Here is a 22,288-nt window from a genome sequence, read left to right as displayed (position 1 = left end):
GACCCCTGACTGTGTGTGAGGGCCGAACGCGCTGTATACAGGTGCCCGTGGAGCTGGATGCGCTTGATCGTGCGATCGTCGGCGCCCTCGTCGAGGACGCCCGTTCGACGTACGCCGAGATCGGGCAGCGGATCGGGCTGTCCGCCCCGGCGGTCAAGCGCAGGGTCGACCGCCTGCTCAGCACGGGCGCGATCACCGGCTTCACCGCCCGCGTCGACCCCTCGGCGCTCGGCTGGACCACCGAGGCGTACGTCGAGCTGTTCTGCCGGGGCAAGACCTCGCCCGCCGAGATCGGCACGGCGGTGGCGCGCCATCCCGAGGTCATCTCGGCGTGCACGATCACCGGCGAGGCCGACGCGCTGCTGCACATCCGCGCCACCGACGTCCGGCACGTCGAGCAGGTCATCGAGCGGGTGGCCGCGGAGCCGTTCGTCGTGCGCACCAAGAGCGTGATCGTGCTCTCGCGCCTCATCGACATCCCGCACACCCGCAACGGCGTCACTCCATAAACCGCATCGCGGGCGAACGCAACGAATCGCCGAAAATGCCCTTTACGACGCAACCGATCCACGTTGGCGCGCAAGGTCCGCAGCTGGCCCGGACCATTACCCGTTTCTAGGCTGATTGCATCCCCGACCAGCCGTTTTCCGACGGAGTGATAGATGGCCCACACCCGGCATTACCTCATGTGCCGTCCCGACCATTTCGCTGTCGAGTACGCGATCAACCCGTGGATGGACCCCAGCGCGGGCGCCGACGCGGCCACCGCCGTCCACCAGTGGGAGCGGCTCAAGGACGCCTACGAGGAACTGGGTCACACCGTCAGCCTGATCGATCCGATCCCGGGCCTGCCGGACATGGTCTTCGCCGCCAACGGCGCCCTGGTCGTCGGCGGCCGGGTGTACGGCGCCCGCTTCGCGAGCGCCGAGCGCGCCGCCGAAGGCCCCGCCTACCTGCGCTGGTTCCAGGAGAACGGCTACGGCCCCCTGATGGAGCCGACGCAGACGAACGAGGGCGAGGGCGACTTCCTCACGCTGGACGACGTGATCCTCGCCGGAACCGGCTTCCGCACGGCGATCACCGCGCACAAGGAGGCCCAGGAGTTCCTCGGCCGCCCGGTCGTGACGCTCCAGCTCGTCGACCCGCGTTACTATCACCTTGACACCGCGCTGTTCCCGATCGACGGCTCGAACGTCGCCTACTACCCCGGCGCCTTCTCGCGTGGCAGCCAGGAGGTTCTGCGGCGCATGTTCCCCGACGCGGTGCTCGCCTCCGCCGAGGACGCCGCCGTGCTCGGGCTCAACGCGGTCAGCGACGGCCACAACGTCGTGGTCAACGCCGAGGCCGCCGACCTGTCCCTGGAGCTGAAGCGCCGGGGCCTGAACGTCATCCCGGTCGACCTGAGCGAGCTGCGCAAGGCCGGCGGCGGGCCGAAGTGCTGCACTCTGGAGATCCGCGTATGAGCACACCGCAGAGCACGCAGGAACTGATCGGGCTGAGCGAGCGGCACAGCGCGCACAACTACCACCCGCTGCCGGTCGTCGTCCGCGAGGCGCGCGGCGCGTGGGTCACCGACGTCGAGGGCCGCCGCTACCTCGACTGCCTGGCGGGCTACTCGTCGCTGAACTTCGGCCACGGCAACCCCGCGATCCTCCAGGCCGCCCAGGACCAGCTCCAGCGGCTCACGCTCACCAGCCGGGCGTTCTTCCACGACCGGTTCGCGGCGTTCTGCCAGGGGCTGGCGGAGCTGTGCGGCAAGGACATGATCCTGCCGATGAACACCGGCGCCGAGGCCGTCGAGACCGCGATCAAGGTGGCCCGAAAGTGGGGCTACGAGGTCAAGGGCGTCGCGCCGGACCAGGCGAACATCGTGGTCATGGAGGACAACTTCCACGGCCGTACCACCACGATCGTGAGCTTCTCCACCGACCCGGACGCCCGGGACGGCTTCGGCCCGGCGACGCCCGGCTTCAAGATCGTCAAGTACGGCTCCGCCGAGGCGATCAGGGACGCGATCGACGCGAACACCGTCGCGGTGCTGCTGGAGCCGATCCAGGGCGAGGCCGGCGTGCTCGTGCCCCCGGCGGGCTACCTCACTCAGGTCAGGGAGATCTGCGACGAGAACAACGTGCTGTTCGTCGCCGACGAGATCCAGTCGGGCCTCGGCCGCACCGGCGACACCTTCGCGTGCGACCACGAGGGCGTCGTCCCGGACATGTACGTGCTGGGCAAGGCGCTCGGCGGCGGCGTCGTCCCCGTGTCGGCGGTGGCGGCCGACGAGAACGTCCTCGGCGTCATCAGGCCGGGACAGCACGGCTCGACGTTCGGCGGCAACCCGCTGGCCTGCGCCGTCGGCGAGGCGGTCGTGAAGCTGCTCGGGACCGGCGAGTTCCAGGCCAGGGCCCGCGAGCTGGGCGCCGTCCTGCACGAGCGGCTGGGCGCCCTGGTCGGTCCGACGGGCGAGGGCGGCCACGGCGTGGTCGCGGTCCGCGGGCGGGGCCTGTGGGCGGGCGTGGACATCGACCCGCGGCTCGGCACCGGCCGCCAGGTCTGCGAGGCGCTGATGCGCCGCGGCGTGCTCGCCAAGGACACCCACGGCTCGACGATCCGCCTCGCACCGCCGCTGGTGGTGTCGGAGGAGGACCTGAACTGGGCCGTCGACCGCCTGGCCGAGGCACTCGACGAGCTGGCCAGGGACGCGGGCAGAAGCTAGGAACCGCGGGCCCGGACCACGAACTGCGCGCCGCCGCCCGCCGGGCGGCGGCGCGCAGCCATTCCTCGACGGCGAGGGCGGCGTCCCCGAGGCCGCGCGTCCCCAGGCGAGACGTCCTCAGGGGAAGACGTCCTCAGGGGAAGGCGTCCTCAGGGGAAGGCGTCCTCAGGAGGTGAGGGAGATGCGGGTCAGTTCCTCGAAGTCGGGGCGGGCGGTGTGCCAGCGGACCACGGCCGAGCGGCCGTCCAGTTCCAGGGACGCGAGGGCGTTGGGGAACCACGGGCCGTTGGTGATCTTCCACCGGAACCTGCGGCGGGGCAGCTTCGCCGTGCGGACCAGCAGGACGCCGGCCAGGCTCGCCACGCCGAACGAGCCGATCACGTTCGCCAGGCGCAGCGTGCGGCTCAGGGGGTTGCGGATCGGCGAGCAGACCGCCTGGTAGATGCGCGCGGAGTCCAGGTCGGCGGAGACCGGCCCGGCCGCGGCGAGGTAGGAGTAGTGCACGTCCCCCGACATCAGGACGATCGTCGCGGGCGCCCGTCCCCTGCGGCCGGCGGCGACGTCGACCAGGACGCGGCCGAACTCCTCGAACGACTTGCGGAACGCGCCCCAGTGTTCGAGGTCGAGCGCCTGGCGGATCTTCTCGGCCACCCGCGACGCCCGGGGTCCCCACGCGCCGTCGGCGACGGCCTCGTTCCAGCTCTCGACGTCGAAGATTCCGCTCGGCAGGAAGACCGGCACCGAGGACCCGATGAGCAGGTGGTCGACGCCGCCGGTGGCCAGCTCGTCGAACCAGGACCACTCGTCCTCGTCCAGCATGCGGCGGTCGCCGCGGTCCAGCTTCCTGGCGCTGCGGGTGTCCAGCATGACCAGGCGTGTCCTGCCGATGTCGCGGGAGTAGCTCCACCGCGTGGAGGCGGGGTCCTGGTCGGCGCGCTCGGCGAACGCGTCGAGCATCGCGCCGCCGTCGGCGTCGCCGCCCGCGCGGATCGCCGCGTAGACGGGGTCGGCCTTGCGCTCGGACGGCGAGAGGTTCCCCAGGTGCTGGTACACCCAGTACGCGCCGAGCGCCGAGATGACGCGGGCCGGCCACCACGGCACCTCGGCCATCTGCCGGCGCCACGTCTCGGAGGTGTTCCAGTCGTCGCGCACGTCGTGGTCGTCGAAGATCATCGCGGTGGGGACGGTCGACAGCACCCAGCGCACGACCGGGTCGGTCCACGCCTGCCGGTACAGCTCGGCGTACTCCTCGAAGCCGACGATCTCGTCCGGGCCGTCCTGGCGGCGGGAGCGGATGAAGTCGAGCATCTGCTGGGACGGCTCGTCGGCGTAGACCTGGTCGCCGAGGAAGATCATGAGGCTCGGCAGGTCCTCGCCCTCCATGAGGCGGCGGCCGTAGGCGTGCAGGATGTCGACGCCGTGCGTCCTGACGTGCTCGTCGTCGTGCGGGACGCTCGTGCGGCAGGAGCCGAACACGACCCGCCCGAGCTCCTCGACCGGGCAGATGCGGCTCGGCGGGAAGCCGTCTAGCGGCCACACCGCCCGGCCGTCCAGTTCGACGGTGTACGGGCCCGTCGCCTCGACGTCGACGATCGCGTAGTGGTGGCCGTGGACGGTGAACGTGCGCTCGGCCGCGCGAAGCCCCCCGACCTCGACCGTCACCTCGCAGGGCTCACTGGTTTCCACCCATATCGAGGCGCCGGCCTCGTCGACGTACCTCAGCAACGGGCCAACGAGCAGATCGGGCACGTGGCCTCCCCTCAAGAGCAAGCGATATGAACCATATGCGCGAACTCGTCCCGGGTCAGCCCTCCAAGGCCTCGACCAGGCCCTCCAGCTCGCGCATCAGCTCCTCCGTACGGGCCGCGCCGTAGGTGGCCAGGATCGCCCGATGGTGCTCGGCGATCCCCGCCTCCAGTCGGCCCAGAAGCTCACTGCCCCGATTTGCCAGGAAAACCGCTACTTTGCGCCGATCTGCAGGATCGTGTCCGCGATACACCACCGCGCGGTCCACGAGCCGGTCGACCGCCTTGGTGAGCGTGGGGTGGGGCATGAGCGCGGCCTCGGCGAGGTCGCCCATCGAATGCCCGCGGCCGTCCGCCAGCGCCTGGAGGATGCGCCACTGCTCGACCGAGACGTCCTCGGCGGCCAGCGCGGACGCGAGGCCGCGGTTGACGCCGCGCTCGGCACGGGTCAGCAGATAGGCGAGCGAGGAGCCGAGCCCCGTCGCCGCCGGCGCCTCCCGCCGGGGAGGGACGCCAGGTGCCGCCGTCATCGCCGAACTCCCTTCGTCCGCGGGTGCCCGAGGAGGATACTCTTACGCGTGACCGATCCCGTCACGGTGGTCATCGACCCCCTCGAAGCTCACCTGCTCAAGGCCGACACGCTGCGCGTCGGCCTGGTGGTCCCCGTCTCCGGGGTGCTCGGCCTGCTCGGGCCGTGCGCGATCAACTGCGCCATGCTGGCCGCCTCCGAGGTCAACGCGCGGGGCGGGCTGCTCGGCAGGCAGGTCGAGCTGGTCCTCGTCGACGCCGGAGCCGCCCCGGCCGAGGTCGCGCGGGAGGTCGCCGGGCTGACCCGCGCCGGAGCCGTCCAGGCCCTCGTGGGCACCCACACGAGCGACGTCCGGGTCGCCATCGAGCGGGTCACGGCGGGCACGGTGCCGTTCGTCTACACCCCTCCGTACGAGGGCGGCGCGCGCCGGCCGGGCGTGTACTTCCTCGGCGAGCCCGCGTCCCGGCAGGTCGGCCCCGGGCTCGACTGGCTCGTCGACAACCGGCGGGCGCGACGGTGGTTCCTGCTCGGCAACGACTACGTCTGGCCGCGCCTGGTGCACGCCTCGGCGCGCGCCCACCTGCGCGCCCGGGGTGCGACGGTCGTCGGCGAGCGGTTCGTCCCCTCCGGCAGCATCGACACCGGCCCCATCATCGAGAGGCTCGCCTCCGTGCGGCCGGACGCGGTGCTGGTCAACCTCATCGGCAGCGACCTGGTGGCGTTCAACCGGGCGTTCGCCGCGAGCGGGCTCGGCTGCGCCCGCCTGTGCGGGGCGCTGGAGGAGCACGGGCTGCTCGCCATCGGCGGCGACACCACCGGCGAGCTGTACGCCGCGATGGGGTACTTCGGCAGCCTGTCGACCGACGCCAACCTCGGCCTGGCCGAGCGTTACATCCGGCGGTTCGGGCCGGCGGCGCCGCTGCTCAACGGGCACGGGCACGGCTGCTACGAGGGCGTGATGATGCTGGCGGCCCTGGTGCGGCGCGCGGGCTCGGCGGCGGTGCCCGCGATCGAGGCTGCGGCCGACGGCGCGACCGTCGTCAGCGGCCGGGGTGCCCTCACCCTCTCGGGCCGCCAGGTGCGCCAGCGCGTGTACGTCGGGCGGGCCGACGGGCTGGACTTCGATGTGGTGACCTCCGACTGAGAAACCGCAGGCCACAGCGACGACGCGCCCGCCGTCCGCCTGGCCGGAGGACCTGTGTGTCCCTTGCGTAAAAGTTTCTCGCGAAACCTTTTCGCTTTCAAGGGTTTCGTCCTATGGTACGGCTCTGCCCGTGTTCGAAGGAGCCGTCCATGTCCTCCCCCTACGAGACGCCGACCTCGTCCGCGTCGTCACCCCCTGCCGACGGCACCGGTGTCGAGCGCTTCGGCTACAAGCAGGAACTCCAGCGCTCGCTGAGCTTCGCCGACCTGCTCATCTACGGCCTCATCTTCATGGTGCCGATCGCCCCCTTCGGCATCTTCGGGACCGTCTTCCAGGGGTCGGGCGGCATGGTCGCGCTCGCCTACGCCATCGGCATGGTGGCGATGGCGTTCACCGCGCTCTCGTACGCGCAGATGGCGCGCGCCTTCCCGATGGCCGGCTCGGTCTACACCTACGCGGGCCGGGGGATCGCCGCGCCGGTGGGCTTCTTGGCGGGCTGGGTCATCCTGCTCGACTACGTGCTCGTCCCGGCGCTGCTGTACCTCGTCGCCGGCGCCGCCATGGCGTCGTTCGTCCCGGCCATCCCCATCTGGGCCTGGGTCATCGGCTTCATCGTGCTCAACACGGCGGTCAACTACTTCGGCATCGAGATGACCGCGCGGATGAACCGCATCATGCTCGTCGCCGAGCTGATCGTCCTCGCCGTCTTCATCGTCATCGGGCTCGTCGCCCTCGCGCAGGGGAAGGGGCACGGCGGCGCGTTCACGCCGCTGTTCGACTCCTCGACGTTCTCCTGGCCGCTGGTGTTCGGCGCGGTGTCGGTGGCCGTGCTGTCGTTCCTCGGCTTCGACGGCATCTCGATGCTCGCCGAGGAGAGCCGCGAGAGCACGCGCAGGCTCGGCCGGTCGATGGTCTTCGCCCTGGTGGTGGCGGGCGCGCTGTTCATCGTGCAGACGTGGGTGGCCGCGCTGCTGGTCCCGAACCGCGCGGAGCTGCTGGCGAACGGCGACCCCGCGGGCAGTTCCTTCTACGACACCGCCGAGTACGCGGGCGGCCACTGGCTGAGCGTCCTGACGGCCGTCGCCACCGCCGTGGCCTGGGGCTTCGCCAACTCCCTGGTCGCGCAGGCCGCCACCTCGCGCCTGCTGTTCGCCATGGCCCGCGACAAGCAGCTCCCGCGCTTCCTCGGCAAGGTGCACCCCCGGCACAAGGTGCCCGTCAACGCGACCTTCCTCGTCGCCGCGGTGTCCCTGGTGCTCGGCGTCTACATGAGCACCAGGGAGGACGGGATCACGCTGCTCAGCGCCCTCGTCAACTTCGGCGCGATGACGGCCTTCCTCGCCCTGCACGTCTCGGTCGTCGTCCACTACGTGGTGCGGGGCCGCAGCCGCAACTGGTGGAGCCACCTCATCGCCCCGGCCGCCGGCTTCCTGATCCTGCTCTACGTCGTCGTCAACGCCAAGATCGCCGCCCAGGTGCTCGGCATCGTCTGGCTGGCCATCGGCGCGATCATCCTCGTCGGCTCCTACGCCCTGGGCCGCCGCCCCACGCTGTCCGCCATCAACACGGAGGTCTCCGAGTGAACGTCGTCTCCTACCAGCCCGGTGCCGACGAGCTGTCGTACACCTTCGGCGGACGGCCCGCCGTCGGGACGATCAAGCCCGGGACCATCGTGGAGCTGTTCACCGAGGACTGCTTCGGCGGGCGCGTGCGTGGCGTGGACGACCTGCCCTCCGCGGTGTGCGAGTTCCCGTTCCTCAACCCGGTCACCGGCCCGTTCCACGTCGAGGGCGCCGAGCCCGGCGACACGCTCGCGCTGCACTTCGTCTCGATCGAACCCGCGCGCGACTGGGCGGTCTCCACCACGTTCCCGCACTTCGGAGCGCTGACCGCCACCCACACCACCGCGATGCTCCACGCGCCGCTGGACGAGGTCGTGTGGATGTACGAGGTCGACCGGGAGAGGCGGGTCGTGCGCTACCAGGCCAGGCGCGGCGACTTCAGCGTCGAGATGCCCCTCGACCCCATGCACGGCACCGTCGGCGTCGCGCCGGCCGCCTCCGAGGCGCGGATGACCATCACCCCCGACGCCCACGGCGGCAACATGGACACCCCGGAACTGCGTGCCGGAGTGACCGTCTACCTGGGCGTCAACGTCGCGGGAGGCCTGTTCTCCATCGGAGACGGGCACTGCCGCCAGGGCCACGGCGAAGTCTGCGGCACGGCGGTCGAGGCGGCCATGAACACGGTCGTCGCCGTCGAGCTGATCAAGGGCGTCGGGACGCCGTGGCCCCGGCTGGAGGACGACGCGCACCTGATGTCCACCGGCTCCGCGCGGCCCCTGGAGGACGCCTACCGGATCAGCCAGCACGACCTGGTCACCTGGACCTCGTCGCTCACCGGGCTCGACCTGCTGGACGCCTACCAGCTCGTCAGCCAGGGCGGCGAGGCGCCGGTCGGCAACGTGTGCGACACGAACTACACGATGGTCGCAAAGCTCCCCAAGGCCTACCTCAGCACCCCGGAGGTGTACGAGTCGGCCCACTCACGCCTCCGCGCCTTGGGCGGCGAGTACCTGTCCTCCCGCTGACCCTCGCCGGTCCTCGCGCCGATCCCCTCGTAAACCTTCGCACCACCCCCGGCCCCCCACCGAAGGACGCGGCCCGGGGACGCTCCTCACCCGGCCGGATCCCTGAGTCCACGCGGATCCCTGAGTCCCGTGGACCCGGCCGGCACGGGAGCGTCCCCGCGCCGCCAAGACCCGGCCGGGGACGCGCCGCTCATCCACTCCCGCGCGTCCCGGTCCGTGCGACGTCCTTCCCCGCCCGCGCGTCCCCGGTCCGTGCGACCTCCTTCGCCGTTCGGCCAGCCCGCCCAGGGGCACGCGTACGTCTCACCGCGCCTCAGCCGGCCGCGGCGACGATCCGCTCGCACAGGGCGTGGGTCGGCAGGGCGTCCTCCGCCGAGATGACGCGCCCGCCGCGCACGGACGCGAGGAACGCGTCGCAGAGTTGCTCGATGCCCCGCTGCCGCGCGACCGGCACCCAGTCGCCGCGCCGGGTGACCGTCTCGCCCTCCGCGTGGTCCACCACGTCGCCGAGGTTGACGACCCGGCGCTTGACGCCGCCCCCGATCACCTCGCAGGTCTCCTCGGTGCCGCCGCTGACCCTGCTCATGATCCCGATCGCCGTGAACGCCCCCGCCCCGCCTCCGGAGGCCCACGCTCCGGAAGTCCCCGCGCCCGAAGCCGCCGCTCCCAAGGGCCCCGGGGCCGATGCCGCCGCCCCCAAGGACCCCGCTCCGGAAGGCTCGGCCGGGGGCCGGTGCCCGGAGAGGCGCAGCACCACGTGCTCCAGCAGCCCGTCCCCCTCCCGGACACGGACGTCCACCGTCACATCCGAAATATCGCCCGGCGCGAGAAACAGCAGTGTGTCCACCACGTGAATGAAGTCGTCGAAGACGACCCGCCGGGGCGTGTCCGGCAGGCCGGCGCGGTTCTTCTGCATGACGACCAGGTCGCGCGGCAGCGCGCGCAGCGCGGCGTACCCCGGCGCGTACCTGCGGTTGAACCCCACCATCAGCGACCGCCCGCACTCCCCCGCCAGCCGGACGAGCCTCTCGGCCTCGGGCAGGTTGTCGGCGAGCGGCTTGTCGACGTACACGTGCACCCCGGCGCGCAGCAGCGACTCCACGATCTGGACGTGCGCCTCGGTGGCCGCGTGCACGAACGCCGCCTCCACCCCGGCCGCGACGACCTCCGCCACCGAGGCGCACCGCGCCGCGATCCGGTAGGCGTCCCCCAGCCGGTCCAGCGTCTCGCGGTCCCGCGTGCAGAGCAGCACGTCCAGCCCCGGCGTCGCCGCCAGCACCGGTAGATACGCCTTCCGCGCGATGTCCCCAAGCCCGATCATCGCCACCCGCGTCGTTCTCATGCCCGAGAGACTACGGCCGGGGCCCTCGCCCGTTCCGGCCAGGTCAACGAGGCGGGGGCGGTAGCGGGGCCGGACCCCTGCTGCACCCGTGGTAGGCGAGGACCATCCCCAGGGGGGACGTCACGGCGGGTGACATCGGTGAATCTTGAACCATGAACGACACGGTGCTCGCCCTGGCTCTGTGCGCGGCATCGTCGGTGTGCTACGCGCTCGGGGCGGTCGCGCAGCGGCGCATCGCCCTCGCGCCCACGGCGGGCCCGCTCGGGTGGTCGGGGGCGGTGGGGCTGAACCTCGCCGGAGCGGCCCTGCACGTCGCCGCGCTGAGGTTCGGCCCGGTGACGATCGTCCAGCCGCTGGGCGCGCTGACGCTGGTCTTCGCGCTGCCGATGCGGCGGGAGGCGACCTCCCGTTCCGAATGGGCCGGGGCCGCTGTCATCGTGGTCGCGCTGGCCGGGCTGGTGTCGCTGATGCTCCCGGCCGACGGCCCTCCCGCCATCGGAGCCGACCAGGTGGTGCTGATCGGCATGGGAAGCGGGGCCGCGACCGCCGCGCTTCTCGCCGTCGCCGCCGCGCGCGCCCCCGGCGTCCGATCGCTGTCCCTGGCCGCCGGCGCGGGCATCACCTTCGGCACCGCGTCCGCGCTGGTCCCCGCGGTGTTCGCGGTCAGTGGCTGGACGATTCCGCTGGTGGGCGGGCTGGTCGGCTGCTTCGCGCTGGCGGGGATGGCGCTGTCCCAGGCGTCCTATCGGGGCTTCGGCCTGGCGCTGCCCCTGGCGGTCCAGACCATGGCCAACCCGATGGCCGCGATCTCGATCGGGCTGACCGTACTCGGCGAGGGGGTCCGTTTCGGGGCGCTCGTCCTTCCCCTGACCGCCATCACGGCGATGGCGTGCGGCGTCGTGATGCTCGCCCGTGGCGAGGAGGTCAGCCGGGCCGCGTCCCCACGCGACCCGGGCCCACGCCACCTGGCGGCCGTCCGGCACGGCCCCGAGGACTCGCGAACGTCCGCCGCCGTACGGCACCGCCCCGGCGCGGCTCCTCACGGCCGCGCCGGCGAGGCCGGTGCGCCCGGGTCAGGGGATGATCTGCAGCAGGCCGAGCTGCCTGGCCTTGGCGGGCTCGGCGATGGTCTGGAGCCTGCGGCCGGTGCCGTCCAGCACGACCAGGCTGTTGTACGCGGCCCCGGCGACGCGGACGACCAGACGCCCGTCGGCGAGGTAGAACGCGCCCACGAGCCGCCCCTTGACCGGGATCGGCACCTTCTTGCCCGTCACCGTGTCCACGATGGTCGGCGTGAACAGGCTTGGCCAGCCGCCGTCCCCCGTGGGCTCGCCCTTGCGGACCATGTTCACGATCACGTTGCGCCCGTCGGGCGACAGGCTCTGCACGTGGGTCGGGAAGGTGACGCCCTTGGCCTTGACCGACTTGCCGGTCTTGACGTCCAGCTTGTAGACGGCGTCGGCCGTGCCCGCGTAGCCCGCGAGGTAGCGCCCGTCGCCCGACCAGGCGAGGTGGCAGACGCCGACGGTCCTGCCCGCCGCGCGCCTGCCGGTGCCGTCGAGGTTGACGACGCCCACGGGTGACAGGTCCGTCCTGCTCCCGCCCACGTAGGCGACCTGCCGCGAGTCGGGCGACCACGTCGGAGTGAGGCAGGGGATCCCGGCGGGGAGGCCCTTGGCGACCGTGGTCACCTTGCTGCCCCAGCCCACCTTCAGCTCGCCGCGCGTGGTGATCCACGCCACCTTCTTGCCGTCCGGGGAGGCGGAGAACTGCAAGTTGTCCGACGGGGCGCCGATGCGGGCGAAGCCCTTGCCGGGCTGGTAGCGGTCGATGCGCACGCCGCGGTTGTATTCGTAGTAGACCGCCGCGCCGGTGAGCGGGCGCGCGAGGACGGTTCCCCTCGTGGACGCGTCGGCGACCCGCGTGGTGACGCCGTTCGTGGCGGCGGCGGCAGGGAAGGTCAGGGCCCAGGTCACCACGCCCGCGAGGAGCGCGGTGGCCGGTGCGCGAAGTTTCACAGGGATCTCCGTCCATTGGTGCGTGCTCTGTTTTGGACGCCGCCGCCGCCCGCATAGTTCACCGCGCGCGCCGGGCGTTCCCGCCGAGCATGATCTCACCGGACGAGCCGTGCCCGTTCCGCCATGATGTGCGCTCGGGGTGTGCTGCCGCCCGCACGGCACCGGGCCGCCGACACCGGCGAGGATGCGCGGGGCGCGCCCGGGCCCGCCGTCACAGAAGCGCTCACGACGCGGCTCGTCGCTCGACGCCGCCGGCTCCCGGCCCCCGCGCCAGGAGCCGGCGGACCCGAGTCCCCCACGCCGGCGGGCCCGTACGGAGCACGGGCCCGCCGGCCTCACATGCTGGGCACTCTGCCCACCCCGCCGAGCATGCGACCGCCGGGCACCGGCTCGGCGATGCCGTCCGGCCACCATTCCTGGACGTCCACGACCCCCGGGTACAGAAGCTTCAGCCCCTCGAACAGGGCCGATATCTCCGCGACCGTGCGCAACACGGCCGGAGAGGACACCTCCGCGTATACCGCCAGGAACTCCTCCAAGGCATCGGGAGTCACCCCGTCCCCGGTGCCGTGGGAGATGACCAGAAGGCTGCCGGGGGCCATCCGTTCGCGGAAGGCGCGCAGGATGGGCCGCGGGTCCCCGGTGACGAACTGCAGCAGTGTCGTCGCCATCAGCGCGACCGGCCGGTCGAAGTCGACGAACGGCTCCAGGTCGTGGATCACCCGCTCGGGCGCGCGTACGTCCCCCCAGAGGAAGTCCGCGCCCGGCCGCCGCGCCCGGCTGTGGGCCAGCACCACCGGGTCGTCGTCGACGCCCACCACCGTGATGGCCGGGTTGACCTCGCGGGCCACCTCGTCCACGTTCTGCTCCCCCGGCATGCCCGGGGCCAGGTCGACGATCTGGTCCACCGCGGACGCGCAGAAGCGGGCGGCGCGCAGGACGAAGGCCCGATTGTCCTTCATCAGCCTGCCGGCGCCGGGAAGCGCCTTCAGGATCCGCTCGGCGGCGTCCCTGTCGCCGGAGTAATTGTCCTTTCCGCCGAGCAGACAGTTATGGATCCTCGCGATGGACGGCCGGTCGGCGTTCGCCTTCACGGCGTCGAGCTCCTCCTGCCGTGACGACGGCAGGAATCGGGAGGCGGTCAGGTACCGGTCGATCATGGCGGCCCCGCATGGTCCGTATCGGTCACCTGTGACGGCCCTCCCTCGCGCTCTGCGGTTACGGATGTCCCTTGGCTGGAATAAAGCCAGGGTTGAAGGTCGGTGAATTGGCGTTCGCGAACCGAAGCCCGCGAGACGCCGCAAACGAGTCTCACGCCGAGGCGCCATGCGCCCGCCGGGCAGCGGCGTTCAGGAGTCCGAACGCGGCGGGCTCACAAATCTCCGGCAATACTCGCATCTTCACCAGTCGTTGATTGCCCCGACAAGTAGGAAGCTCGGTGCTACCCTTGGCAGGGCTACCCCTGACATGGGAAGTGACTGCGCACCGTGATGGACGACTCATAAGGTCGGCGGGGTCTCACGACAAGCGCGATTACTCCGCGTTATCGAATACCGTTCGGCTTGGGATAATCCAATGCCATCGGAAGCCGGGCGTGTCGCGTAAGCGGAACGGACGGCGTCGCGGCCGGACGCCGCCATGGCGGCGTTTATCACGTTTCGCACCCGCAAGCATCCATATATACGATATGTCGGCATGAGCACAGTTCACCCCCCTTCTTTTGGCGAATACGTCCGGCACCTGAGGTCGTCCACCACCGCCCCCGGGTTCTCGCCCGGGCCACCGGCCGCCCGAAAGCCGCTCAGCCGCGAAAAGCTGGCCGTCGCCACGGGCATCAGCCAGAGCTACCTGACCAAACTGGAACAGGAACGCAATATCCGCCCCTCCCCCGAAGTGGTGGACCAGCTGGCCACCGCGCTGGAGGTCAACGGCGTCGTCCGCAAGCACATGCACGACCTGGTCGCCTACGCCCAGGCCAAGCCGTCCCACTCCCCGCCGTCCCCGCCGCCGCCCCGCCCCGAGGTCACCCCCGAGGAGCGCAAGCACATCGACGCGCTGTACCCGAACCTCGCGGGCTGGGTCGACGACGCGTGGTGGGTGCTGCACGGCAACGGCGAGTACAACCGCCTCTACCGGCGGCTGGACGAGGTCGGCAATGTCCTGATCTGGTTCTTCGCGATCCCCGAGTCCCGAAAAATCATGATCGAGTGGGAGGTCGAGGCCCGGCTGACCGTCGCCTGGTTACGCACCCACATGGTGCAGCGCGCCGAGGACCCGTCGTTCCTGAACCTGCTGGAGGAACTGTCCGAGTATCCGGATTTCGTCACGATGTGGCGGCGGCAGGAGATCCTCATGGGCAGGCACACACCGTACATGCGCGTGCGCGACCTCGACACCGGCCGGGAGCTGACGCTTCTCGCGAACGTCTACCGTCACCCCGACCCGACGTGCGGCATACAGCTCTACATCGGGTCGCGTCACGAGGACACGGATTAAGTCACGGCGTCCCGCCGATAGCGTTGAAGACGCGATTTGGTCGGCCAGATCAGAAATGACTATTCTGCCAATGTGTCAGACGTCAACGTTTCCGAGCTGTTCGACTCCACCGCCTGGGGCGAGGTGAAGGGCTTCGACTTCACTGATATCACCTACCACCGGTCGACCGAGACCCGCTCCGGCAAGCGCGTCGCGCGCATCGCCTTCGACCGGCCGGAGGTCCGCAACGCCTTCAGGCCGCACACCGTCGACGAGCTGTACCGGGCGCTCGACCACGCGCGGATGAGCTCCGACGTGGGGTGCGTGCTCATCACCGGCAACGGCCCCTCCCCCAAGGACGGCGGCTGGGCGTTCTGCTCCGGCGGCGACCAGCGCATCCGCGGGCGGTCCGGCTACCAGTACGCGAGCGGTGAGACCTCCGACACCATCGACCCGGCGCGGGCCGGTCGGCTGCACATCCTGGAGGTGCAGCGGCTGATCCGCACCATGCCGAAGGTCGTGATCGCCGTGGTGCCCGGGTGGGCCGCGGGCGGCGGGCACTCGCTGCACGTCGTGTGCGATCTGACGCTGGCCTCGGCCGAGCACGCCCGCTTCAAGCAGACGGACGCCGACGTCGGCTCGTTCGACGCCGGCTACGGCTCCGCCTACCTCGCCCGCATGGTCGGCCAGAAGTTCGCGCGAGAGATCTTCTTCCTCGGCGAGGACTTCACGGCGGCCGAGATGCACGCGATGGGCGCGGTCAACCGCGTCGTGCCGCACGCCGAACTGGAGGCGACCGCCCTCGAATGGGGCTGGAAGATCATCGGCAAGTCCCCGCAGGCGCAGCGGATGCTCAAGTACGCCTTCAACCTGGTCGACGACGGGCTGATGGGCCAGCAGGTGTTCGCCGGCGAGGCCACGCGCCTGGCGTACATGACGGACGAGGCGGTCGAGGGCAGGGACGCGTTCCTGCAGAAGCGCCCGCCGAACTGGGAGCCGTACCCCTACTTCTACTGAGTCACCTCTCGTGGGGCACCCGGCTCCTCCTGAGTCACTTCTCCTGAGCCGCCCGGTCGCTGCTGATTCGCCCATCGTCCCTGACTTCTACCTCCATCTACTGACCTGGTGTGCGGCGGTCCTCCACGCGCGCCCGTACACCCGAAGGTTGGCATCCCAGTACCGCCGAAGTCCCACCCCACGCCGACCATCTGCGCCGCGGGAGGCGTTGGATCACCACCTTCACAAGGAGTCATCTTGGCCACCGCGTTCGTTAACGGCCGGCACCTCAACTACGCCGACGCAGGCGGCGACGGGCGTCCCGTCATCCTCGGCCACGGCTTCTTCACCGACCACTCCGTCTTCGACGCCCAGGCCGAGGCGCTGCTCCCCCACTGGAGGGTGATCCGCTGGGACGCCCGGGGCCACGGCGGCACCCCCGACGACGTCGAGCCCTACACGTACTGGGACCAGGCGCGCGACGTCCTCGCGCTGATGGACCACCTCGGGCTGGCGAGCGCCACGGTCGGCGGCATCTCCCAGGGCGGGTTCACCGCCCTGCGCGTCGCGCTGCTGGCGCCCGAGCGGGTGGACGCGCTCGTCCTGAGCGACACCGAGGCCACCCCGTGCGACCCCGGGGACAAGATCGGCTACGGCCAGATGTTCGCCGCCCTCGCCGAGCACGGCCCGATCGACGACCTGACCGGCCCGCTCTCCCAGCAGATCATCGGCGACGACCCGCGCGCCGCCGAGTGGCGCGAGCGGTGGAAGCAGGGCCCGCTGCCGCTCGGAGCCGCCGCCGAGTGCCTGCTCGAACGCGACGACGTCAGCGGCCGCCTGGCGGAGATCACCTGCCCCGCCCTGCTGATCTGGGGCTCCGAGGACCGCTCCCTCCCGAGAGACCGCATGGACCTGCTCGCGGCCCGCCTGCCCGCTGCCACCCCGGTCACCGTCATCCCCGGCGCCGCCCACACCCCGGCCCTAACCCACCCGGCCGAGGTCAACCACGTCCTACTGGACTTCCTCTCCACCACCATCCCCTCCCCCACGACCTCCTGACCACTCCACCGCGCCTTCCCGCCGCCACACGTCCTGGCCCGTCCCGCCACGCCGTCCTGACCCATCTCCGCCCCCCGCAGGACGGGGCACCGCCCGGCCGCTGCGGCGGCAGCCGTACCGCCCCGGCCCGTGAGGCGGCGGACGACCGCGGACACCGTCATGGCGCACCACGGGGTGGCTCTCGCAGATCACGACCACGTCCAAGGCCGACACGGCCACCCCGCGCCTTGAGCAGGACGATCGGTACTCCTACGACGCCTCCGGTCAGATCACCCGGATCCTGGACGCGGCGTCCGCGATCCCGGGCGGCACGCCCGGCCAGTCGGAATGTTTCACGTACGACGGGCTGCGCAGGCTCGCGTCGGCCTGGACCACCACGGCTTCCACCTGCGCATCCGGCGTGTCCGGCGCTGACGGGCTGGGCGTCGACCCGTACAAGCAGCAGTACGGCTATGACGCCGTCGGCAACATCACGACTCTGATCGACAAGGACCAGACCGCCACCTATCACTATCCGGCCCCCGGCGCCGCGTCTGTCCGGCCGAGCGCGGTCACCTCCATCGACCGGCCTGCCGGCATCGACACCTATGCCTACGACAACGTCGGTCGGCTCACCGCGCGCACGGTAGCGGGCAAGGCCGCCACCTTTGACTGGAACGAACTCGGCGAGCTGACCAAGGCCAGCGTCGACGGCAAGGACACCACGATGGTGTACGACGCCGACGGCGAACGCCTCATCCGCCATGAGCCGAACGGCAGGACGACGTTGTACCTCGGCTCCATGGAGCTCGAGTTGGCGGAAGGCCAGCTTCTCGGCAAGCGCTACTACTCGGCTCCGGACGGCGCCGTCGTCGCCATCCGGGTCGGTGAAGGCGGCGTCACGTGGCTCGCGTCCGGCCTGCATGGATCGGAGCAATTGGCGGTCAACGACGTCACCGGTCATGCGGCCCGGGAACGTTACCTTCCCTTCGGTGGGCGAAGGGGAGCCGACGACCTTGCCTTCACGGATCGCGGCTTTCTCGGGAAGACCGAGGACGCCTCGACCGGGCTCGTCCAACTGTCGGCAAGGTATTACGACCCGTCGATCGGGCGATTCATCTCCACGGATCCACTGCTGAACGACACCGACCCGCAGGCGGCCAACGCGTACAGTTATGCCGCCGACAATCCCATTGGGCTTTCCGACCCCACCGGGCTGGCTCCGGACCCCTGCCAGCAGATGAGTCCGAGTGAGTGTAGAAGGTTCAGGGCGACGCATCATTACGACGGGAAGAACTGGCTTGCGAACAAACCCAAGGCCCCGCCGAAGGTGAGCAACCCCCGGCTGAAGGGTCTACTTGACGGCATCTACGAGACGGATAATCCCAAGAGGGCGGTCGTCGGCGACGGAAAGGTGGCGGACGCTCTCAAGGAGGAACTGGCCACCGGCGACCCCGTTGGAGGTAAGTACCATGTGAACAAGGCGGCGGATTCCCTGGCGGGCCTGGCCAATTTGTTGCAGGAAGATGCCGATGGCAAGATAACTCTGTCCGCCGCCGACCGCGAAATAGCGAGACAAGAGTTCAAGGAGATCTGGGACGCGCTGAACACCCCGGATGTCACTGGAAAAGTGATAGCGTACCTGAAGGCCAGCCCGGGAAGATGGAACCAGCTGTTCGACGCGTTAAGGAACGCGATCGGGAAGAACGGGTACGCGGTCAGGGATATCACTGGAGAGAAGTTTGAGGCCAAGAACAAGTTCAGCAAGCCGCGTCATGTGTCGAGCGGCGGCTCCCGCGCCAGCGGTTTTCTACGAGTGCTGGGCGGCATGGGCAAGTTGTTCAGCTTCCTGGGTGAACTCGGACCGTGGATCGACTTCTGGAGATGTGCTTTCCAGGACGAGTGTGGCGAGCCTTTGGGAGACCATAATCCGCAGGTGGTGTAAGATCAGTTCATGATCTGGAAACGTAGGCGGGCTCCCTCACTGGTCGATCTCGCAAGGAAGTGGAAGCCGGATCCCGCCTATGACTACTCACTGGGTGTCCGGGACATCCTGTGGGAGGAGGTCCCGGAGGCACGCGCCGCCATCAACGCGCTCGAAGGGGTTGAGCCAGGCGGGTCGCCCGTTCCTGTGCCGCAGGACAACCCTTACATGTACTTTCTCCATATTTGGGAGGCTCTTTTCCTTCCCGCCCTGGAGGCCGGAGACCTGCCGATCCTGCGGAAACTGATGCAGGCCTTCGAGCGGATTCTCGCGATGGGCTCCGAGATCGTGGACGAGAGTTTCGAGATGATGTTCTTGAAGGAGTTGAGGAGGCGGGTCGATACTTTCGGTCATAGCTATGGGCCCCTGGTCAGGCAGAAAGTGCTGGTCGAAAGCCCCTGACGGTTCCACGGAGCCTTTTTCATCCCGGTCTGAGAGCTGGCTGGTCACAGCATGATCGCAGGTTGAGCGTCTGGCTCCGGACGTAGCGAAGCCCCTGGTAGATGAGTTGAAAGACCAAGAACAACCATCCCCACCAAGGGCTTCAGAAGCTTTTCTACCGTGCTGCGGTCGCTTTGTCGCGCTGAACTACGTCGCCGGGGTGATCCGCCGGCACCGCAAGAGCATCGGATCGACATGGCGACTCCTCAACCCAGGCCGCCAAGCCCTGCTCGTGCTGGTCCACCTGCGCAAAGGCGACACCTTCGCCGAGATCGCGGCCGGGTTCGCGGTGTCGACCACGACTGCGTGGCGCTACATCGAGGAGACCGTGAAACTCCCGTCCGCGCGATCCCCCAAGCTCGGCCAGGCTCTGAAGAAGGCCAAGAACACCGAGCCGTACGTGGTGCTGGACGGCACCCTCATCGCGATCGACCGCGTCAAGGCCGACCGGCCGTACTACTCGGGGAAACACAAGATCCACGGGATGAACCTGCAGCTCATCTCCAGCCCGGACGGCACGATCTTATGGGTATCGGGACCGACGCCCGGATCCGCTCACGACCTCACCGCAGCCCGCCTGCAGGGCATCGTGCGAGCTTCGGCCAAGGCGGGGCTCACCGTCTTGGCCGATAAGGGCTACCAAGGCGCCGGTGACCATGTGCCGACCCCCTACAAAGGCAAGGGCAAGCCGGAGTCCCGGAAGATCGCGAACCGATCCCACGCCGCGCTGAGAGGACCTGGCGAACGAGCGAATGCCCAGCTCAAGACCTGGCGAATCCTCCGGAAACTACGCTGCAGCCCCAGCCGGGCCGGCCATCTCGCCAAAGCCATCCATGTCCTTCACAACCGAGAAGCCCAAGCAGGATGAAAAGGCTCACGGTACTGAGGCGGGGATCAGGCTAGGCCGCCCGTTGCGTGGATGTTCTGGCCGGTTATCCAGCGGGCGTCGGGGCCGGCTGCTCGGCGATGACGATACCGTCATCGATGTGTCCTTCACCCTCCAGCCGACCCGGGCACCCGGCCGGGTCGGGACGCGGGGTGGCCGGGGCGCGCGCCAAGGCCAGCTCGGCCAGGTGGTCGACTACTACCAGCAATTGTCTCCGCGTCGCCTGGTCATCACCGGAGCTCCCGGCGCCGGTAAGACCGTGCTGGCGGTCGAGCTGATCCTCGGCCTGCTCGAGGACCGCGCCCGGGACACCATCCAAGACGGCGCCCGACGCCGCGCCCACGACCATGCCGAGGTCCAGACGGTGCCGGTACGCATCTCCGCGGCCACGCTGGACACCGAGCTGCCCACCGCCGGTGCGGTGGAGGTCTGACTGATGCGCCACCTGGTGAGGGTGCACGGACATCACCGCGCAGGCTCTGGTGCAGGCGCGTCTGGTGATCCCGGTCATCGACGGGGTGGACGAGATGGATCCCCAAGACGCGCTGGGCTATGACTCCCGGGCCGGGCGGCCGCTGCGCGCGCTGAACGCCTACCAAGACGGCCGCAGCAAGGCCGCCGTCGTGCTGACCTGCCGCACCGACCAGTACCGGTCACTGGAAAGGCACACGTGTGGGCCGCCTCCCTCGCCCGGGTGTGGCTTTGTTGGTGAGTAGTGACATCGTTTCTTGGTCGGGGTCGCCAGCGGTCTCTATCTGGTTCTTCGACTGGTCGCGGACCGATGAGTTCGAGGTCGTTTTCGCCGTGGAGGCTGTCGATGACGGCTTGCGCGCACGGATCGAAACCGTGATCGTGTCTGCCTGGGACGGTGCGGGATACCTTACCGAGTTCCTCGACGGTGATGAACAGCGGCCAGATGGGCATGAACAAGAATCGCGCCGCCGAAATGCACTTTCTGATCAAGACTGGAGAAGATGAAGTGACCGAGTCGGCGTTCTATGCGACGGCGCTCACGACCGGCACCGTGCTGGGCCTGGGGATCGGTTCGCGGGTCGAGGACGTGGAACGCATCCTCGGCCCGGATTTCCTGGACGACCCCGGCCGGGGCACCCTGCGGCGGGACTACGGACTGGTGGAGTTCGGCTTCGAGCACGACCACGGATGGACGTGCCGGGTGATCAGTATCCAGGTCCATCGGCTCGCCTGCCAGGGGGACGACACGGTGCCCGCCGCCCTGCGCGAGAAGTACGGCTCGTTCGCCCCATTTGTGCGCTACGAGAGCCTGGCCCCCGCACTGGCCGCCCAGGGCTACACCACCCACATCGATTGGGAAGATCCGCACGCGGGCTTTCGGGTCCTCCAGGTCGACCAGACGGGGACCGAGATAGTCGTAGTCGCGGACGAAGAGGCCGATCGCACGGGAGAGCGCCCAGGATACGGCGATGTGTGGTCGATCTCGCTCTCGCTCTCGCACGAAGGTCAGTGAGGTCGAAGATCGCCGGGTGCCGGGCAAAGCCACTAGTGCCATTCGTTGCGGCAGCCGAGGCTTCGCTCAGCCTTGTTCAAGACACGGAGCTCCCTATGACAACCCGTCTGAGCCTCGGCGAGACGGAGGGCCCCCGATGAGGCTGGGGGTTAGTCTCATCGGGGGCGGGCCGGCCGGAGCATAGGGGAAGGTTCCGACCGGAGCTTCGGGGTGCTCCGGTGATAGTAGAGGCGGAACAGCTTCTCACGGATATCCCCCCGCACCCAGTGGAAATAGGGAAAATCCCTCGTTTTGCCCCCTACTATCTGCGGAAGCACCCGCCGAACCTCAAGGGGCGCACCGCCGGGAGAGGCACCGACAAGCAAGCCTGAGACGCGCCTCGTCACGGCGACAGCGAGCCCGAGGCGCTGGACGGGGTGAAGCGGATGGCACACCAGACCGTCCGGCCCAGTCCGGGGCCATCGTCGCAACTGCCCCAGTCGTGGGAAAGTTCACGGACGATCAGTAGGCCGCGCCCGCTCTCGGCGTCGGGGTCTTTGCGGACCTCAGGCGCCGATACAGTCGAACCCGGATCGTTCACTTCTATACGGATGGCTCCGTCCTGCTCGATGACCGTCAGCCCGATGTAGCCGTCCGCCCCGCACCCGGAGTGGATGATCGCGTTGGTCACGAGTTCGGACGTGGCCAGCACCGCATCGTCAACCGCAGGATGCGACTCGCCTAGCCATCGGCGTACCTCGGTTCGTGCGTGTGAGACGGACTCTCGGACGCCGGCCAGACCCGTCGTTCCAAGGACCCTCGACTGCGCGCTTGCCCGCTTCAACTTTTCACCCGCTCCCAGGATTAGTTCTCGACCGCCTTCCAACCATCTCGAACTTCGGCTACATTCTGTTGCTGATCG

At 69.7% G+C, this 22,288-nt stretch carries 23 protein-coding genes and 1 pseudogene; 16 read left to right on the top strand and 8 right to left on the bottom strand.

What is annotated here, in order from left to right; translation table 11 throughout:
• Positions 1 to 47: 47 nt before the first annotated feature.
• From DQ384_RS04185 to rocD, 3 genes are all read left to right on the top strand, one after another.
• The gene (locus DQ384_RS04185; protein ID WP_114027505.1) at positions 48 to 509 is read left to right on the top strand and encodes an Lrp/AsnC family transcriptional regulator; all 462 of its coding nucleotides are present in this window, start codon (positions 48 to 50) and stop codon (positions 507 to 509) included.
• A gap of 153 nt (positions 510 to 662) precedes the next feature.
• On the top strand, positions 663 to 1,463 hold the full coding sequence (ddaH, locus tag DQ384_RS04180; protein WP_114027323.1) for a dimethylargininase: 801 nt from the start codon (positions 663 to 665) through the stop codon (positions 1,461 to 1,463).
• Positions 1,460 to 2,713, top strand: a complete 1,254-nt coding sequence (gene rocD, locus DQ384_RS04175) for an ornithine--oxo-acid transaminase (protein ID WP_114027322.1) — start codon at positions 1,460 to 1,462, stop codon at positions 2,711 to 2,713. Before ddaH ends, rocD begins: the two co-directional genes overlap by 4 nt.
• A 165-nt stretch (positions 2,714 to 2,878) precedes the next feature.
• On the opposite strand, the gene DQ384_RS04170 is transcribed toward rocD, so the two are convergent.
• Positions 2,879 to 4,462: an alkaline phosphatase D family protein gene (locus tag DQ384_RS04170; RefSeq protein WP_114027321.1), complete on the bottom strand. Its 1,584-nt coding sequence runs from the start codon at positions 4,460 to 4,462 to the stop codon at positions 2,879 to 2,881.
• Between the two features lie 55 nt (positions 4,463 to 4,517).
• Positions 4,518 to 4,988, bottom strand: a complete 471-nt coding sequence (locus tag DQ384_RS04165) for a MarR family winged helix-turn-helix transcriptional regulator (protein ID WP_114027320.1) — start codon at positions 4,986 to 4,988, stop codon at positions 4,518 to 4,520.
• Positions 4,989 to 5,036: 48 nt separating this feature from the next.
• On the opposite strand from DQ384_RS04165, the gene DQ384_RS04160 reads away from it, so the two are divergent.
• The 3 genes from DQ384_RS04160 to DQ384_RS04150 all read left to right on the top strand — a co-directional run bounded on the left by DQ384_RS04160 (position 5,037) and on the right by DQ384_RS04150 (position 8,721).
• Positions 5,037 to 6,131, top strand: coding sequence for a substrate-binding domain-containing protein (locus DQ384_RS04160; protein WP_114027319.1), 1,095 nt, complete (start codon positions 5,037 to 5,039; stop codon positions 6,129 to 6,131).
• Between the two features lie 149 nt (positions 6,132 to 6,280).
• Entirely contained in the window at positions 6,281 to 7,714 is a 1,434-nt protein-coding gene (locus tag DQ384_RS04155; RefSeq protein WP_114027318.1) for an APC family permease, read from the top strand.
• On the top strand, positions 7,711 to 8,721 hold the full coding sequence (locus DQ384_RS04150; protein ID WP_114027317.1) for an acetamidase/formamidase family protein: 1,011 nt from the start codon (positions 7,711 to 7,713) through the stop codon (positions 8,719 to 8,721). Before DQ384_RS04155 ends, DQ384_RS04150 begins: the two co-directional genes overlap by 4 nt.
• A gap of 313 nt (positions 8,722 to 9,034) precedes the next feature.
• Here DQ384_RS04150 and DQ384_RS42065 read toward each other — a convergent pair whose 3' ends face one another.
• From DQ384_RS42065 to DQ384_RS04125, 4 genes are all read right to left on the bottom strand, one after another.
• The gene (locus DQ384_RS42065; RefSeq protein ID WP_245966236.1) at positions 9,035 to 10,063 is read right to left on the bottom strand and encodes a Gfo/Idh/MocA family protein; all 1,029 of its coding nucleotides are present in this window, start codon (positions 10,061 to 10,063) and stop codon (positions 9,035 to 9,037) included.
• Between the two features lie 202 nt (positions 10,064 to 10,265).
• On the bottom strand, positions 10,266 to 10,682 hold the full coding sequence (locus tag DQ384_RS04135; protein ID WP_114027316.1) for a hypothetical protein: 417 nt from the start codon (positions 10,680 to 10,682) through the stop codon (positions 10,266 to 10,268).
• A gap of 454 nt (positions 10,683 to 11,136) precedes the next feature.
• Positions 11,137 to 12,081 carry a TolB family protein gene (locus DQ384_RS04130; protein ID WP_181871017.1) on the bottom strand — a complete coding sequence of 315 codons (945 nt, stop codon included), beginning with the start codon at positions 12,079 to 12,081 and terminating at the stop codon, positions 11,137 to 11,139.
• 335 nt (positions 12,082 to 12,416) lie between these two features.
• Positions 12,417 to 13,241, bottom strand: a complete 825-nt coding sequence (locus tag DQ384_RS04125; RefSeq protein ID WP_181871016.1) for an SAM-dependent methyltransferase — start codon at positions 13,239 to 13,241, stop codon at positions 12,417 to 12,419.
• Between the two features lie 535 nt (positions 13,242 to 13,776).
• On the opposite strand from DQ384_RS04125, the gene DQ384_RS04120 reads away from it, so the two are divergent.
• The 3 genes from DQ384_RS04120 (at position 13,777) to DQ384_RS04110 (ending at position 16,611) form a co-directional block, all read left to right on the top strand.
• Positions 13,777 to 14,577: a helix-turn-helix transcriptional regulator gene (locus DQ384_RS04120; RefSeq protein WP_114027313.1), complete on the top strand. Its 801-nt coding sequence runs from the start codon at positions 13,777 to 13,779 to the stop codon at positions 14,575 to 14,577.
• A gap of 96 nt (positions 14,578 to 14,673) precedes the next feature.
• A complete protein-coding gene (locus DQ384_RS04115; RefSeq protein WP_425451415.1) occupies positions 14,674 to 15,573 on the top strand; it encodes a 1,4-dihydroxy-2-naphthoyl-CoA synthase in 900 nt (299 codons plus the stop codon).
• A 237-nt stretch (positions 15,574 to 15,810) separates the two neighbouring features.
• Positions 15,811 to 16,611, top strand: coding sequence for an alpha/beta fold hydrolase (locus DQ384_RS04110; RefSeq protein ID WP_114027311.1), 801 nt, complete (start codon positions 15,811 to 15,813; stop codon positions 16,609 to 16,611).
• Between the two features lie 264 nt (positions 16,612 to 16,875).
• On the opposite strand, the gene DQ384_RS43530 is transcribed toward DQ384_RS04110, so the two are convergent.
• Complete coding sequence (locus tag DQ384_RS43530; protein WP_281273999.1) at positions 16,876 to 16,998, bottom strand: hypothetical protein; 123 nt, start codon at positions 16,996 to 16,998, stop codon at positions 16,876 to 16,878.
• 13 nt (positions 16,999 to 17,011) lie between these two features.
• Between DQ384_RS43530 and DQ384_RS04105 the strand changes: the two genes are divergently transcribed.
• The 7 genes and pseudogenes from DQ384_RS04105 to DQ384_RS04080 all read left to right on the top strand — a co-directional run bounded on the left by DQ384_RS04105 (position 17,012) and on the right by DQ384_RS04080 (position 21,387).
• The gene (locus tag DQ384_RS04105) at positions 17,012 to 18,535 is read left to right on the top strand and encodes an RHS repeat domain-containing protein (RefSeq protein WP_114027310.1); all 1,524 of its coding nucleotides are present in this window, start codon (positions 17,012 to 17,014) and stop codon (positions 18,533 to 18,535) included.
• A gap of 9 nt (positions 18,536 to 18,544) precedes the next feature.
• Complete coding sequence (locus DQ384_RS04100) at positions 18,545 to 18,976, top strand: hypothetical protein (RefSeq protein ID WP_114027309.1); 432 nt, start codon at positions 18,545 to 18,547, stop codon at positions 18,974 to 18,976.
• 173 nt (positions 18,977 to 19,149) lie between these two features.
• Positions 19,150 to 19,883, top strand: a pseudogene (locus DQ384_RS04095) (transposase family protein).
• Positions 19,884 to 20,001: 118 nt separating this feature from the next.
• Positions 20,002 to 20,334, top strand: a complete 333-nt coding sequence (locus DQ384_RS40250; RefSeq protein ID WP_181871015.1) for a hypothetical protein — start codon at positions 20,002 to 20,004, stop codon at positions 20,332 to 20,334.
• Positions 20,335 to 20,383: 49 nt separating this feature from the next.
• Positions 20,384 to 20,617, top strand: a complete 234-nt coding sequence (locus tag DQ384_RS04085; protein WP_114027308.1) for a hypothetical protein — start codon at positions 20,384 to 20,386, stop codon at positions 20,615 to 20,617.
• A complete protein-coding gene (locus tag DQ384_RS40950; protein ID WP_181871014.1) occupies positions 20,610 to 20,879 on the top strand; it encodes a hypothetical protein in 270 nt (89 codons plus the stop codon). Before DQ384_RS04085 ends, DQ384_RS40950 begins: the two co-directional genes overlap by 8 nt.
• Entirely contained in the window at positions 20,818 to 21,387 is a 570-nt protein-coding gene (locus tag DQ384_RS04080; protein WP_181871013.1) for a hypothetical protein, read from the top strand. Before DQ384_RS40950 ends, DQ384_RS04080 begins: the two co-directional genes overlap by 62 nt.
• A gap of 382 nt (positions 21,388 to 21,769) precedes the next feature.
• Here the strand turns inward: DQ384_RS04080 and DQ384_RS04075 are convergent, their stop codons facing one another.
• Positions 21,770 to 22,210, bottom strand: a complete 441-nt coding sequence (locus DQ384_RS04075) for an ATP-binding protein (RefSeq protein ID WP_181871012.1) — start codon at positions 22,208 to 22,210, stop codon at positions 21,770 to 21,772.
• Between the last annotated feature and the right edge of the window lie 78 nt (positions 22,211 to 22,288).

It is taken from the genome of Sphaerisporangium album (assembly GCF_003323745.1).
GTDB classification, from domain to species: Bacteria; Actinomycetota; Actinomycetes; order Streptosporangiales; family Streptosporangiaceae; genus Sphaerisporangium; species Sphaerisporangium album.
This window is presented reverse-complemented; position numbering and strand designations above follow the sequence as displayed.

Excerpts from the sequence above, each read along its gene's own strand:
- DQ384_RS04135 (WP_114027316.1), bottom strand. The coding sequence starts at position 10,682 with ATGCCCGCGCCGGCGGCCAGGGACAGCGATCGGACGCCGGGGGCGCGC.
- DQ384_RS04165 (WP_114027320.1), bottom strand. The coding sequence starts at position 4,988 with ATGACGGCGGCACCTGGCGTCCCTCCCCGGCGGGAGGCGCCGGCGGCG.
- DQ384_RS04100 (WP_114027309.1), top strand. The coding sequence starts at position 18,545 with ATGATCTGGAAACGTAGGCGGGCTCCCTCACTGGTCGATCTCGCAAGG.
- DQ384_RS04120 (WP_114027313.1), top strand. The coding sequence starts at position 13,777 with ATGAGCACAGTTCACCCCCCTTCTTTTGGCGAATACGTCCGGCACCTG.
- DQ384_RS04155 (WP_114027318.1), top strand. The coding sequence starts at position 6,281 with ATGTCCTCCCCCTACGAGACGCCGACCTCGTCCGCGTCGTCACCCCCT.
- DQ384_RS42065 (WP_245966236.1), bottom strand. The coding sequence starts at position 10,063 with ATGAGAACGACGCGGGTGGCGATGATCGGGCTTGGGGACATCGCGCGG.
- ddaH (WP_114027323.1), top strand. The coding sequence starts at position 663 with ATGGCCCACACCCGGCATTACCTCATGTGCCGTCCCGACCATTTCGCT.
- rocD (WP_114027322.1), top strand. The coding sequence starts at position 1,460 with ATGAGCACACCGCAGAGCACGCAGGAACTGATCGGGCTGAGCGAGCGG.
- DQ384_RS04080 (WP_181871013.1), top strand. The coding sequence starts at position 20,818 with ATGGGCATGAACAAGAATCGCGCCGCCGAAATGCACTTTCTGATCAAG.
- DQ384_RS04125 (WP_181871016.1), bottom strand. The coding sequence starts at position 13,241 with ATGATCGACCGGTACCTGACCGCCTCCCGATTCCTGCCGTCGTCACGG.